The organism is Spirillospora sp. NPDC046719 (assembly GCF_040645715.1).
Taxonomy (GTDB): domain Bacteria; phylum Actinomycetota; class Actinomycetes; order Streptosporangiales; family Streptosporangiaceae; genus Spirillospora.
Genome location: NZ_JBEYYT010000246.1, coordinates 1 through 13,858 on the forward strand (window position 1 = coordinate 1; position 13,858 = coordinate 13,858).

The window sequence follows — 13,858 nt, forward strand, 5'->3', positions numbered from 1 at the left end:
TGCCGCGCGCCGGGGCGGGCCCGGGGGTGGGGGTGTCGACGCCGCCGGCCCGGGGGGGCCCCCCCCCCAGCCGCTGGTCGATCAGCAGCGGCATCGACTCCGGGAGCAGCAGCGGGCAGACCAGCCCGGCCGCGTACTCGGTGACGGCGTTGACCAGGTCGGCGCGGGCCGGGCCGACCCGCCGGGCGCCCATGGCGCGGCGGACCGCCTCGGCGGGCGGCCGGTCCCCCGCCCGGACGATCACCCCGGTGAGGAAGCGCCGGCCCGGACGCGCGTCGTCGGGGCCGGGGTCGTCGCAGGCGAAGACGCGCGTCACCAGGCACCGGTCCGCCGGCAGGCCGAGCGCCTTGGGCAGCTCGTCGGCGTGCGCGATACCGATGGGCAGGCGCACGATCTCGTGCACGGCCTCCCGCTCGAGCAGCGCGCGGTGGAGGGTGAGCGCGTCCTTCATGATCTGGCTCCGTCCTGCGGGGGGAACGTCCCGCACATCCCCGTGCCGGTCTCCCTGTGCCCCCGTAGGTCGCACTCTGCGGGGAGTGTCCCCACATACCCGAGGTACTCGGATCAACACCCGCCGAACGGCAGGTGAAGGCTCCCGATGCGCCTGAGCCGCAGGTGCGGCGGACCGTACAGCCTGGGGATCCCGCTACCGTGGTGCGTACGGGAGGCTCACCGGCGGTCGCGCCGGCGGCATCGGGGTGCCCAGAACGTGACCCGGGGCCGACGCCGCGTGAAGGGCCCGGACCCGCCGAAAGTCCTTTGTCAGCCCGCTCACCAAGGAAATACGCTCGATGGCCGTGCTCGACCAGGTGCCCGACGACAACGAGAACCCCAGCGCCACGGCGCGTCGCACGACCGCGATCGCGGAGCTGCTGCGCCGGATAGCGCCGGTCGCCGACGAGCTGGGCGCGCGGTTCGCCGCCGCCGGGCACGAGCTGGCGCTGGTCGGCGGGCCGGTCCGGGACGCGCTGCTGCGCCGCCCGTCCAAGGACGTCGACCTGACCACCGACGCGCCGCCGCAGCGGATCCTGGAGATCATCGACGGCTGGGCGGACGCGGTCTGGACGATCGGCATCGAGTTCGGCACGGTCGGCCTCCGCAAGGACGGCCACGAGCTGGAGATCACCACCTACCGCAGCGAGTCCTACGACCCGAAGTCCCGCAAGCCGGAGGTGTCGTACGGGACGTCCCTCGTCGAGGACCTGCGCCGCCGCGACTTCGCGGTGAACGCGATGGCGGCGCGGCTGCCCGGGTACGAGTTCGTCGACCCGTTCGGCGGGCTCACCGACCTGCAGCGCAAGGTGCTGCGGACGCCGGGGAGGCCGGAGGACTCGTTCAGCGACGACCCGCTGCGGATGATGCGGGCCGCCCGGTTCGCCGCGCAGCTCGGGTTCACCGTCGCGCCCGACGTCGTCCAGGCGATGAAGGACATGTCCGGGCGCATCGAGATCGTCTCCGCCGAGCGGGTGCGCGACGAGCTGTCCAAGCTGATCTGCGGCCGGTACCCGCGGGAGGGCCTGGCGCTGCTGGTCGACACGGGCCTCGCCGCGCACGTGCTGCCGGAGCTGCCGAAGCTGCGGCTGGAGATCGACGAGCACCACCGGCACAAGGACGTCTACGAGCACTCGCTGATCGTGCTGGAGCAGGCGATCGCGCAGGAGAAGGAGGGGCCCGACCTCATCCTGCGGCTCGCGGCGCTGCTGCACGACATCGGCAAGCCGCGGACCCGCCGGTTCGAGGCCGGCGGCCGGGTGTCGTTCCACCACCACGAGGTCGTCGGCGCGAAGATGACCCGCAAGCGGCTGACCGCGCTGCGCTACCCGAAGGACGTCATCGCCGACGTGTCGCGCCTGGTCGAGCTGCACCTGCGGTTCCACGGCTACGGCACCGGCGAGTGGACGGACTCGGCCGTCCGCCGGTACGTCCGCGACGCCGGTCCCCTGCTCGCCCGGCTGCACAAGCTGACCCGCGCCGACTGCACCACCCGCAACAAGCGCAAGGCCGACCGGCTCCGCCGCACCTACGACGACCTGGAGGCGCGGATCGAGCGGCTCGCCGAGGAGGAGGAGCTCGCCGCGATCCGCCCGGAGCTCGACGGCAACGAGATCCAGGCGATCCTCGGCATCAGGCCGGGGCCGCTCGTCGGCCGGGCCTACAAGTTCCTCCTCGACCTGCGCCTCGACCAGGGGATGGTCGGCAAGGAGGCCGCCGAGCGGGAGCTGCGCCGCTGGGCCGCCGACGAGGGGATCAAGCCCGAACCGCCCGCCGGGGCGTCCCCCGGGGCGGCGGAGGGGGAGGAATGATCCCGCTGCAGCTGGGCCGGATGAGCCCCGCCGAGACCGAGCGGATGCTCGCGTTCGACCGCGACCACATCTGGCACCCGTACGCGCCGATGCCCGCGACGGCGCCCGCCCTGCCCGTCGTGTCCGCGGACGGCGTCCGGCTCACCCTCGCCGACGGCACCGAGCTGATCGACGGGATGTCGTCGTGGTGGGCGGCGATCCACGGCTACAACCACCCGAAGCTGAACGCCGCCGTCACCGGGCAGCTCGGCAAGATGGCGCACGTCATGTTCGGCGGGCTCACCCACCCGCCCGCCGTCAGGCTCGCCGAGCGGCTCGTCGAGCTGACGCCCGAGCCGCTCACCAAGGTGTTCTTCGCCGACTCCGGCTCCGTCGCCGTCGAGGTCGCGATCAAGATGGCGATGCAGTACTGGCGGTCGCAGGGCCGCCCGGAACGGCGCCGGCTGCTGACCGTCCGCGGCGGCTACCACGGCGACACCTTCGGCGACATGGCCGTCTGCGACCCCGTCAACGGCATGCACCAGCTGTTCAGCGACGTCCTCGCGCGGCACGTCTTCGCGCCCGTGCCGCCGCTCGGCTACACCGCCGACCCCGACCAGGCGTACATCGACGAGGTCGCGAAGCTCGCCGCCGAGCACGCCCACGAGCTCGCCGGGATCATCGCCGAGCCGATCGTCCAGGGCGCCGGCGGCATGCGCTTCTACGCCCCCGAGTACCTGCGCGCGCTCCGCGAGATCGCCGACGAGCACGGCCTCCTGCTCGTCCTGGACGAGATCGCCACCGGGTTCGGCCGGACCGGCGAGCTGTGGGGCTGCGACCACGCCGAGGTCGTCCCCGACATCATGTCCGTCGGCAAGGCCCTGACCGGCGGGTACATGACGATGGCCGCGACGCTGTGCACCGACCGCGTCGCGCACGGCATCACCTCGGGCGAAGCGGGCGCGCTCATGCACGGGCCGACGTTCATGGCCAACCCGCTCGCCGCCGCCGTCGCGTCCGCGTCCATCGACCTGCTGCTGTCCCGCGACTGGCGGGACGAGGTCGACACCATCGAGGCCGTCCTCACCAGCGAGCTCTCCGGCGCCGAGGAGCTGCCCGGGGTCGCCGACGTCCGCGTCCTCGGCGCGATCGGCGTGGTCGAGGCCCGCGAGCCGGTCGACATGACCGCCGTCCAGGAGATCGCGACGGCCCACGGCGTCTGGCTCCGCCCGTTCGGGAAGCTGGTCTACGCGATGCCGCCGTACGTGTGCACCGAGGACGAGGTCGGGCACATCGGCTCCGCGCTCTACGCGATCGCCGAGTCCCTCTGACCGCTCTCGCGGCCCGGGGCGAGGGCTGGTGGCGCTGGTCCCGCACCGCGGGACGGGGGAGGCGCTAGTCCCGCGCCGGGAGGCGTTAGTCCCGCGCCGGGAGGGGTTTCGGGCCGCGGACCGACGCCGTCCAGAACAGCGCCGCGCCCGCCGCGTACGCGACGACCACCGCGACCAGGGTCATCGACGCGACGCCGTCCGGCGGCAGCCAGGTCGCCGCGAGCGCCGCGGCCGCCGCGAACGTCGTGTTGAACAGCATGTCGTAGACCGAGAACACCCGGCCCCGGTACGCGTCGTCGATCGTCTCCTGCAGCGTCGTGTCGACGCACAGCTTCACGCCCTGCGACACCACGCCGAGCCCGAACGCGCCCGCCGTCCACGCCGCCTGGGAGAACGGCAGGCCGAGCAGCAGCATCCCCGCCGACGCGGCGGCCAGCTGCAGCGCGATCCACGCCTGCTTGCTGATCCGCCGCACCACCGGCGGCGTCACGATCGCCGCCGCGAAGTACCCCGCGCCGGACACGCCCAGCATCAGCGCCAGCGTCGCCAGGCCCTCGTCGGCGTCGTCGGCGAAGTGGCCGCGGCACAGCAGCAGCGTCATCATCAGGATGATCCCGTACACGAACCGGTGGAACGAGATCGCGCCGAGCGCCAGCGCCGCCGGCCGCCGGCCCGCGATGTGCCGCGCCCCGTCCGCCAGCCCGGACAGCACCGCGCCGAACGCGTCCCGCACCCCCGGCGCGTCCCGCCCGGGACCGCGGCCCGCCAGCGCCTCCGCCTCCGCCGGGTACGGGCCGAGCAGCCCGCGCGGCAGCAGCGTCGCGATCGCCCCGGCGGCCAGGTACATCAGCGCGGCCGACGCCAGGATCAGCGCCGTCCCCCGCTCGCCGCCGCCGAACAGGGTGCGCAGCAGGTAGCCGGCGCCGCCCCCGACGAACGCGATCACCGTCCCGCTCGTCACCGAGAACGCGTTCGCCGTCACCAGGTGCTCGCGCCGCACCACGTGCGGGAGCGCCGCCGACAGCGCCGACAGGAAGAACCGGTTGACGCCCAGCACCACCAGCACGGCCAGGAAGAAGCCGACGCCGTCCCGCCCGGTCGCGACGAGCGCCGCGACGAGCAGCACGACTGTCGCCCGCAGGACCGGCGTCCACACCAGGATCTGCCGCCGCTGCCACCGGTCGATGAACACCCCGGCGAACGGGCCGAGCGCCGAGTACGGCAGCAGCGTCACCGCGAACGCGGCCGCCGCCTTCCCCGCCGTCGCCTGCCGCTCGGGCGAGAAGAACACGTAGCCGGCCAGCGCGACCTGGAAGACGCCGTCGGTGAGCTGGGACGTCAGGCGCGTCGCGTACAGGCGGCGGAAGTCCCGCCCCCGCACGATCGCGCCCAGCTCACCCGCTTTCACCTGATCAAAGTACCCGGGGCGGCGACCTCAGCGGCCCCCGCGACCCGCGCCGCCGGAACGACGGCCCCGCCGCCATGACGACCACGGCCCCGCCGCTAGGACAGCCACAGCCTCGTGTAGTCGTAGCCGGCGGCCGTGGGGACGAAGAGGGCCCCGTGGACGCGCTCCGACCGGAAGATCGTGTGGGCGCGGTCGAGGAGCGGGACGATCGCCGCGTCCGCCATGATCAGCTGGTCGGCCTGCTGCCAGTAGCCGGCCGCGTGCCCGGCGTCCGCCGCCGTGAGCGCGCTGTCGATCAGCGCGTTGACCTGCGGGTTGTTGTAGCCGCCGTAGTCGGTGGAGTTCTGCCCGTAGCCGCGCCCGTCGAACAGCGGCTGGATGATCGAGCGGCCGTTGTTGCCGTACCAGTCGGGCGTCCAGCCGGGCGCGGCGATGTCCCACTGGCCTTCGCGGGCGCGCGCGGGCGTCGCGATGGTGCTGGAGTAGAACGAGCCGCCGGTGTCCGGGGTGAGGCGGGTGTCGACGCCGCACGCGGACAGGTTCTCGGCGATGGACTGGGCGATGAGCTTGTGGACGCTGTTGGTGCGGTACGGGAACTTCAGCGTGATCTTCCGGTGGCCCGTCTTCGCCAGGATCTGGCGGCACTTGCCCGGGTCGCCCGACTCGTTCGGCGTCGGGTACGGGTTCGAGGCGGCGTAGCCCGAGTTGCCCGGCGGGATCACGGTGTGCAGCGGCTGCGCCACCGACGGCCCGCCGACGATCTTGATGAGGGCGCTGCGGTCGACCGCGTACTCCAGCGCCTGCCGGACCGCCCGGTCGCCGAGCGCGCCGCCGTTGTTCGGGCTGCGCAGGTTGAACACCAGGTAGGGGCTGTTGTTCGGGGTCTCCCGGATGGCGAAGCGCGGGTCGTCGCGCAGCCGCGGGATCGCCGACGTCGGGACGGGCTGGTCCCACGCGAGATCGGCGGCGCCCTGCTCGATCTGCTGCTGGACCGTCTCCGGCGAGTCCTGGCCGAGGGTGATCTGGATCCGCGCCACGTGCCGCTCGCGGATCGGGTCGGCGTCCTGCCGCCAGGCCGGGTTCCGCGTCAGCAGGTAGGAGATCCCCGGACGGTACTCCTCGAGCCGGTACGGGCCGTCCGAGATCATGTGCTGGCGCAGGTCGGGACTGTCGGGCACGTAAGCGTCGTACTCGCGCGGCGCCGCCGCGGTGAACGGCAGCGACAGCAGGTTGAGGAAGTCGCTGGCCGGGCGCTTCAGCCGGAACACGAGCGTCCGGTCGTCCTTCGCGTGGACCCCCTCAATCGGGTGGGCGTGCTGGTAGGCGGCGATCGCCCGCGCGTCCTTGGCGTTCACGCCGCCGAAGCCGCGGCAGAACCCGTCCATCCCCTTGATCGTCGAGATGTAGTAGCCCTTCCCGGCGGACGGGGACGCCGGGTTGCACAGCCGCTGGAACCCGCGGACGAAGTCCTGCGCGGTCACCGGCCGGGGCGGCGAGGAGTCCCACATGACGCCGTCGCGCAGCCGGATCGTGTACGTGCGCCCGTCCTTGGAGATGTCGCCGTTCTCCCGGCTGGGCAGCCGGGCCGCGGCGTCCGCCTGGACGGCGAGGGCCTCGGCGAAGTCGTTGGACGCGCGGGTGGCGAACAGCGTCCGGGCGAACGTGCGGACGAGCCCGTACCCGCCGACGCTCGCGACCGAGGCGGTGTCCAGGTGCTCGACGTCGGACGAGCCGACGATCCGGAGCGTGCGGCCGTCGCGGGGCGGGCCGTCGGCGGACGCGCCGTCGCCACCGCCGCCGCACGCGGCCAGCCCGACCGCGAGCCCGGCGATGCCCGCCGTCACCTTGATCACCTCGCGCGCCATGTCGTCCTCCAGTCCGGCACTCGGCAGCTGGTGTGCGATAACCGGCGGTGTCACAGTAGGGCCAGAGCGTGACAAAGAGCCGCTACATCACCGTTTTATGTAGAGAAGTAAGGACGCCCTGACAGCGGGATGTCCACTGTCAGGGCGTCCTTCGAGAGCTTTGTGACGAGACTCTCAGCGTGCGAGGAGGGTGCCCGGCCCGGGGCGAAGACCCCCGGGCACCCGGCAAGAGCCGCTCAGCGTTCGACCTCGCCGGCGATGAACTTCTCGACGGCCTGGCGGGCCTGGTCGTCGTTGTACTGCTCCGGCGGCGACTTCATGAAGTAGGAGCTGGCGGACAGGATCGGGCCGCCGATGCCGCGGTCCTTGGCGATCTTCGCGGCGCGGACCGCGTCGATGATGACGCCGGCGGAGTTCGGGGAGTCCCAGACCTCCAGCTTGTACTCCAGGTTCAGCGGCGTGTCGCCGAAGGACTTGCCCTCCAGGCGGACGTACGCCCACTTGCGGTCGTCCAGCCACGGCACGTGGTCGGACGGGCCGATGTGCACGTCGGCCTTCGCCATCTCGTGCGGGATCTGCGAGGTGACCGACTGCGTCTTGGAGATCTTCTTGGACTGGAGCCGCTTGCGCTCCAGCATGTTCATGAAGTCCATGTTGCCGCCGAAGTTGAGCTGGTAGGTGCGCAGCAGCTCGACCCCGCGGTCCTCGAACAGCTTGGCCATGACGCGGTGCGTGATGGTGGCGCCGACCTGCGACTTGATGTCGTCGCCGACGATCGGCACGCCCGCCTCGGTGAACTTGGCGGCCCACTCGGGGTCGGAGGCGATGAACACCGGCAGCGCGTTCACGAACGCGACCTTGGCGTCGATGGCGCACTGGGCGTAGAAGCGGTCGGCCTCCTCCGAGCCCACCGGCAGGTACGACACCAGCACGTCGACCCGCGCGTCCTTCAGCGCCTGCACGACGTCGACCGGCTCGGCGTCCGACTCCTCGATGATGTCGAGGTAGTACTCGCCGAGGCCGTCGAAGGTGTGGCCGCGCTGGACGGTGACGCCGGTCGGCGGGACGTCCGCGAACTTGATGGTGTTGTTCTCGCTGGCGTGGATGGCCTCGGACAGGTCCATCCCGACCTTCTTGGCGTCCACGTCGAACGCGGCGACGAACTCGACGTCGCCGACGTGGTAGTCGCCGAACTGGACGTGCATGAGGCCGGGGACCCGCGTCTCGGGGCTCGCGTCCTTGTAGAACTCGACACCCTGGACGAGCGAAGAGGCGCAGTTGCCCACACCCACGATGGCTACGCGCACGGAACCCATCCGATTGCTCCTTAACTCTCTTGCGGTTGCGATCCTCGCCCGCCCCGGAGGGCGAACGCCACCACTGGCGGGACCTGAGGTGGAGTTCACCCGTCCCAGGTGGGGCCGCTCCTCAGCGGCCCTTGTCCCGAGGCATGTCCTTGTTGCTTTCGAAAGATCTGGCTTGCTGTTCCTGCTCGGCCCGCTCGCGCCCGATCAGCTCGTTGAGCCAGCGGACCTCGCGCTCGACCGACTCCAGCCCGTGGTTCTGCAGCTCCAGGGTGTAGGAGTCGACCCGTTCCCGGGTCCGGCCGAGGGCGGCGCGGACGGCTTCCAGGCGTTCCTCGAGCCGGCTGCGCCGGCCTTCGAGGATCCGCAGCCGGACGTCGGCGCGGGTGTGCGAGAAGAAGGCGAAGTGCACGCCGAACCCCTCGTCCTCCCACGACGCCGGACCGGCCTCGGTCAGGAGGTTCTGGAGCCGCTCCTTGCCGTCGGCGGTGAGCTTGTAAACGATCTTCGAGCGGCGGCTCTGCAGCGCGAGCGTCGCGTTCGGCTCCTCCGGCCGGTCCTCGACGATCAGCCCGTTGGCGAGGAGCTGCTTGAGGCACGGATAGAGGGTCCCGTACGAGAAGGCGCGGAACATGCCGAGCAGGGTGTTGAGCCGCTTGCGCAGCTCGTACCCGTGCATCGGGGACTCGTGGAGCAGGCCGAGCACGGCGAGCTCCAGCACGCCCGCGCCCTTCTTGCCCGCCATCGCGAGTCCCTCCGCAGAGTCGATGTCTCCGTTCGATGTATCGAGTGAATGTATCGGCTCGATACATCGCCAAGATACGTACCGCACCGCATCCTGGCAAGCCGCGCGCCGAAAACAGGGGGTTCGCGGTGATCTACCGGGTCCGGCGCGCGCGGCCTACCCTGCTCGTATGCCGGGGTCGCAGCCGCCCATGAGACGCCGGCTCGTCGTCGACTACGGGCTGGCCAAGCGCGCGGCGCTCGCGGACCTGCGGACCGGGGCCCTCGCGAGGGACGACGCGTGCGACGCGCACCCCTACCTGCTGCGCGCGGCCCGCCACCACGGCGAGCCCACCCAGACCCCCTGCCCGGTGTGCGGGCGGGTGCATCTCACCCACGTCACGTACGTGTACGGAGACGAGCTGGGCCGCTACGCCGGACGGGTGAAGGCGACCGCGGAGCTCGCCGAGATGGACCGCGAATACGGCGAATTCAGGGTGTATGTGGTGGAAGTGTGCCAAAGTTGCGCCTGGAACCACCTGACCGTGTCCTACGTCCTCGGCCGCGGGGAGCAGCGCCCCGAGCGGTGACCAGCTAAGGAGGATCAGCCGAGGAGAGGGCGTCCGACCAGCAGGAACGGTCTCCGCCCCTGCACCGTGCTCCCCCCGCTCACCAGCCCGCACAGTACTCTTCGGACGGCGCACGAGCCGCCGCGGCACCGGAGCCCCCTCCGGTGCGCACGGCCCGCCGCCCGTCGTCGTCCCCTGTTGATGAGGTCGCGTGAGTAATCCAAGCCAGCCCCGACCGGAGTCCGGGTCGCCAGGGCCGGGCGGGCACCAGATCCCCCGTCTCGGCCGAACCGGCGAACCGGAGGTTCCGGACGCCCAGCGCCGTGCCGGTGACGCCGACGCCGGCGGACCGACGCCCCCGCCTCCGCCGGCCTCGCCCGGCCAGAGCCCCGGGCCGCTCGGCTCCCCGCCGCCGCCCGTGGACCCCGCGGGGATCAGACTCGACGCGACCGCCGTCTTCGGCCCCCCGCCGTCCGGCTCGCCTGGTTCGTCCGGCTCGCCCGCTCCCTCGGGTCCGGGCGCGGCCGAGCCCGCGCCGATGAGCCCGCAGCCCCCCGCGCCGATGAGCCCGCAGCCGGGCGCCGCCTTCCTCCCGGACGACCCGCTCGGCTCCTCCTCCATGGGCGGCGCCGCCGCAGGCGGTGGTCAGGGCGGCGGGGACGCCGCGGGCCGAGGCAGCACCCCGAACGACTACGGCGGTGACCCGCTCGGGCAGGGCCCGGCCTTCGGATCCGCGACGCCCGCGCCCGGCCCGTCCGCCGGTCCCGTCGGGGATCCCCTCGGCCGGGGCCCGCTGAGCGCTCCCGCCCCGTCCGGGCCCGGCGCTCCCGGCCCGTCCGGCGGCGCCGGTTCTCCCGACCCGCTCAGCGCTCCCCCTGCCAACGCGGGTCCCCCGCCGGGCGGCGATCCCGGGCCTTTCACCATGCCCGACCTCCACGGCGCCGCGGTCTCGCCGCATCCTGGCCCGTCCGGTCCCGGATCCGCGCCTGGCACACCGCAGCCGAACGGCCCCGCAGGGCCTGGCGCCCCGAATGGCCCGATGGGCAGTCCGATGGGCTCCCCCGGTGGTCCCGGCGGCCCGGGTGGGCCGATGGGTCCCGGTGGTCCGGGGCGGCCGGGCGGTCCGGCGGGTCCCGGTGGTCCGGGGATGCAGGGCGGTCCCGGCGGGCCGGCCGGATTCAACTCGCCCGGAATGCCCGCCGGTTTCGGTGCACCCGGCGGCGCCGGTGGTGCGGGCGCCGCGGGCGGTGCCGGGTCCGGTGTCGCCGCGGGCGTGAGCGCGGGCGTCACCGCGGCGCTCGGCGCCGTCACCGGCGTCCTCGCCAAGTTCCGCAGCGGCGGCACCCCCGGCGGCCCGGGAGGTCCGGGCGGACCCGGCGGCCCAGGAGGTCCCGGCGGTCCGGGTGGACCCGGCGGGCCGGGCAGGCCCGGTGGTCCCGGGCGGCGGGCCGCGAAGAAGAGCTTCGTCGACCATCTGCGGTCGCGCAGCACCGGCTGGCGGCGGTTCCTGCCGTCGTGGAAGCTCGTGACCGGGGTCTTCCTGCTCGGCGTCGCGGGCGTCGTCACCATGATCGGGGTGGCGTACGCGAACACGCCGACTCCCGCGGAGCCGACCGTCGCGGGCGTCGAGGACCAGGCGTCGATCTTCTACTACACCAACGGCACCGAGATCGGCCGGATCGGCAAGAAGCGGCAGAGCGTCGAGCTGAAGCAGGTCCCGCCCTTCGTCCAGGACGCGGTGCTGGCGGCGGAGAACCGCAGCTTCCGCACCGACCCCGGGTTCTCGATCAAGGGCACCGGGCGCGCGGTCTGGGTGAACCTGACCGGCGGCCACGGCGGCGGCTCGACGATCACGCAGCAGCTCGCGAAGAACTACTACTCCGACCCGAACAACCGGACGATGAGCCGGAAGTTCAAGGAGCTGTTCATCGCGGTGAAGCTCGACAAGAGCCGCTCCAAGGACGAGATCCTCAAGCTGTACCTGAACACGATCTACTTCGGCCGCGACACCTACGGCATCCAGGCCGCGTCCCGCGAGTACTTCGGCGTCGACGTGTGGCAGCTCAAGCCGGACCAGGCGGCGCTGCTCGGCGGCATGATCCAGGACGCGAACCGGGACCCGGCCGACAAGGCCAACAAGGCGTACGTGACGAGCCGCTACCAGTACACGCTCAAGGGCATGGTCTCGATGGGCAAGATGTCGAAGGCCGACGCCGACAAGTACATGCAGCACGTGCCGGCGGTGAAGAGCGCGGGCACCGGCGACCAGCTGTACGGCGGCCAGCGCGGCTACATGCTGATGCGCGCGAAGGAGGAGCTGCGCCGGCAGGGCATCGACCAGCAGGAGCTGACGACCAAGGGCCTGCGGGTCTACACGACGTTCGACCGCAAGCGGATGGCGATGGCCAAGCAGGCCGCCGAGCACACCGTCACGCAGGTGAACCCGAAGAAGCTCGCGAAGAAGGGCATCCGGGTCGGGCTCGTGTCGGTGAACACCGCGAACGGCGAGGTCATGGCGTTCTACGGCGGGCCCGACTACCTGCAGCAGGCGTTCGACAACGTGTGGAGCGGGTCGGCGCAGGCGGGGTCGGCGATGAAGCCGTACGTGCTGGCGACGGCGCTGAAGCAGAACTACAGCCTGAAGAGCATGGTCGAGGGCAAGTCGGACACCCCGATCGATCCCACCACCGGCAACGTCGTCCCGAAGGGGACGCCCGGCGCGGTCGTGGTGCCGAACAGCCATGACGTGGCGCCGGCCGTCGACCTCGTCACGGCGTTGAAGGAGTCGGTGAACACCGCGTTCATCCAGCTCATCGCGAAGGTGGGCGTTCCGGAGACGATCGAGACGGCGGAGGACGCCGGGGTCGCGTCGACCATGCTGGAGGGCTACAAGCACCAGCTGAACCTGGCGCTGGGCGTCAACGACATCCGGCCGGTCGAGCAGGCGGCGGGCTACCAGGCGTTCGCCAACGGCGGCGTGTACCACGAGCCCCACGTGATCCGGATCGTCAAGCAGAGCGACAACCGGACGCCGCGGCTGAAGCCGAAGGTCAAGTCCCGGCGGGTGTTCGACCCGAAGGTCGCGGCGGACGCGACGTACGCGCTGCAGCAGGTCATCAAGAGCGGTACGGCGACGGCGGCGGCGCTGCCGGACGGCCGTCCCGCCGCGGGCAAGACGGGGACCACCGACCGGAACGTGTCGTCGTGGTTCATCGGGTTCGTCCCGCAGGTGTCGACCGCGGTGACGATGTACAACGACAAGCTCGGGCCGGACCACCGCAAGCAGTCGGTGGTGCTGCCGCAGATCGGCGAGGTCGAGGGCGGGACGATCCCGGCGCGGATCTGGCGGTCCTACATGGCGCAGGCGACCCGGGGCATGAACATCGAGCCGTTCCCGAACCCGGTCTGGGGCGGCATCGTGCAGAAGTGGGCGAAGCTGCCGCCCAAAAAGAAGAAGAAGCACGACGACCGGCCGCCCTGGTGCAACAGCCCGATCGGCAAGTACGACCCGCGCTGCCAGGGCGACGGCGGCGGTGGCGGAGGCCAGGGGAACGGGCAGCCGTGCCAGTCGCCGTTCCAGACCGACTGCGACCCGAACAAGCCGCCGAGCAACCCGCCGCCGAAGTGGTGGTGCACGATCCACCGGGGCGACCCCGCGTGCCGCAAGCAGCGGGGCGGCGGCAACCAGCCGAACAGCGCGGCGGTGGCACCGCTGCTGCCGCTCACGAGGCCGCCCGAATGAACCGGCGGCGACCGAACCGGGCGCGAGCGAACCGGCCGGGAATGAACCGGCGGGGGCGTGCGCGCACGTATTCACGGCCGACGGCCGGGACCCGTCCGCAGGGGGACGGGGCCCGGCCCGCCCCGGCCGCGACCAGAGCCCTCCTCGACGGATCGGGGTGTGACATGAGCCATGTCCGCGGAACGCCGTGCGGCGCGGTGGTGGACGTCGCGCACCCCGATCCGCCGGGGCATGCCGGGCCATGGCGGGGCAGGTCGTCCCGCCGTGCCGGCCCCGCCCGCCAGCGGTCCGGACATCCTGGACTTGTCGGGCACGTTCCAGTGCGTTCGTCCGGGACGGGGGAGGGCGTCGTTCCTCCCCCGCCCCCCACGCCTCCGGGTGAGCAGTACGCTCGGACGACGCAAAGCCGTACCCCAGTTGATGAGGTCGCGTGAGCAACCCAAGCCGTTACGGACCCGAATACGGAGAGGGCCCCCCTCCGAGGAGGGGCTCCCCCCGCCCCGGCGCCCCGGGCATGTCCCAGGGTGGGCCGCGCGGGGGTCAGGGCATGCCGCCGCGCGGAGCCCAGGGGGCGCCGCGCGGCACGCAGACGGGCGCGCCGCCGCCCGGGAGGGCCGCGCCGCGGCCCGGGGCA

9 protein-coding genes are annotated in these 13,858 nt (G+C 72.6%); 4 read left to right on the forward strand and 5 right to left on the reverse strand.

Annotated elements, in window-relative coordinates; translation table 11 throughout:
* Nucleotides 1-451, reverse strand: a 451-nt coding sequence (locus ABZ914_RS32430; RefSeq protein WP_500197895.1) for an aminoacyl-tRNA deacylase, incomplete at its 3' end; no start/stop codon positions are given.
* A gap of 340 nt (nt 452-791) precedes the next feature.
* Between ABZ914_RS32430 and ABZ914_RS32435 the strand changes: the two genes are divergently transcribed.
* Both ABZ914_RS32435 and ABZ914_RS32440 read left to right on the forward strand, forming a co-directional pair.
* On the forward strand, nt 792-2,303 hold the full coding sequence (locus tag ABZ914_RS32435; protein WP_500197897.1) for a CCA tRNA nucleotidyltransferase: 1,512 nt from the start codon (nt 792-794) through the stop codon (nt 2,301-2,303).
* Nucleotides 2,300-3,613 (forward strand): adenosylmethionine--8-amino-7-oxononanoate transaminase, encoded by a 1,314-nt coding sequence (locus tag ABZ914_RS32440; protein WP_500197899.1) that lies wholly within the window; start codon nt 2,300-2,302, stop codon nt 3,611-3,613. The genes ABZ914_RS32435 and ABZ914_RS32440 overlap by 4 nt, the downstream gene beginning before the upstream one ends.
* A gap of 85 nt (nt 3,614-3,698) precedes the next feature.
* Here the strand turns inward: ABZ914_RS32440 and ABZ914_RS32445 are convergent, their stop codons facing one another.
* The 4 genes from ABZ914_RS32445 to ABZ914_RS32460 form a co-directional block, all read right to left on the reverse strand.
* Complete coding sequence (locus tag ABZ914_RS32445) at nt 3,699-5,021, reverse strand: MFS transporter (protein ID WP_500197900.1); 1,323 nt, start codon at nt 5,019-5,021, stop codon at nt 3,699-3,701.
* Between the two features lie 95 nt (nt 5,022-5,116).
* Nucleotides 5,117-6,886: an ABC transporter substrate-binding protein gene (locus tag ABZ914_RS32450; RefSeq protein WP_500197902.1), complete on the reverse strand. Its 1,770-nt coding sequence runs from the start codon at nt 6,884-6,886 to the stop codon at nt 5,117-5,119.
* A gap of 236 nt (nt 6,887-7,122) precedes the next feature.
* Nucleotides 7,123-8,202: an inositol-3-phosphate synthase gene (locus tag ABZ914_RS32455; RefSeq protein WP_500197903.1), complete on the reverse strand. Its 1,080-nt coding sequence runs from the start codon at nt 8,200-8,202 to the stop codon at nt 7,123-7,125.
* A 112-nt stretch (nt 8,203-8,314) separates the two neighbouring features.
* Entirely contained in the window at nt 8,315-8,935 is a 621-nt protein-coding gene (locus tag ABZ914_RS32460) for a PadR family transcriptional regulator (protein ID WP_151545906.1), read from the reverse strand.
* A gap of 190 nt (nt 8,936-9,125) precedes the next feature.
* On the opposite strand from ABZ914_RS32460, the gene ABZ914_RS32465 reads away from it, so the two are divergent.
* A complete protein-coding gene (locus tag ABZ914_RS32465) occupies nt 9,126-9,503 on the forward strand; it encodes a DUF5318 family protein (RefSeq protein WP_500197905.1) in 378 nt (125 codons plus the stop codon).
* Nucleotides 9,504-10,674: 1,171 nt separating this feature from the next.
* Nucleotides 10,675-13,224 carry a transglycosylase domain-containing protein gene (locus tag ABZ914_RS32470; RefSeq protein ID WP_500197907.1) on the forward strand — a complete coding sequence of 850 codons (2,550 nt, stop codon included), beginning with the start codon at nt 10,675-10,677 and terminating at the stop codon, nt 13,222-13,224.
* Nucleotides 13,225-13,858: the final 634 nt, after the last annotated feature.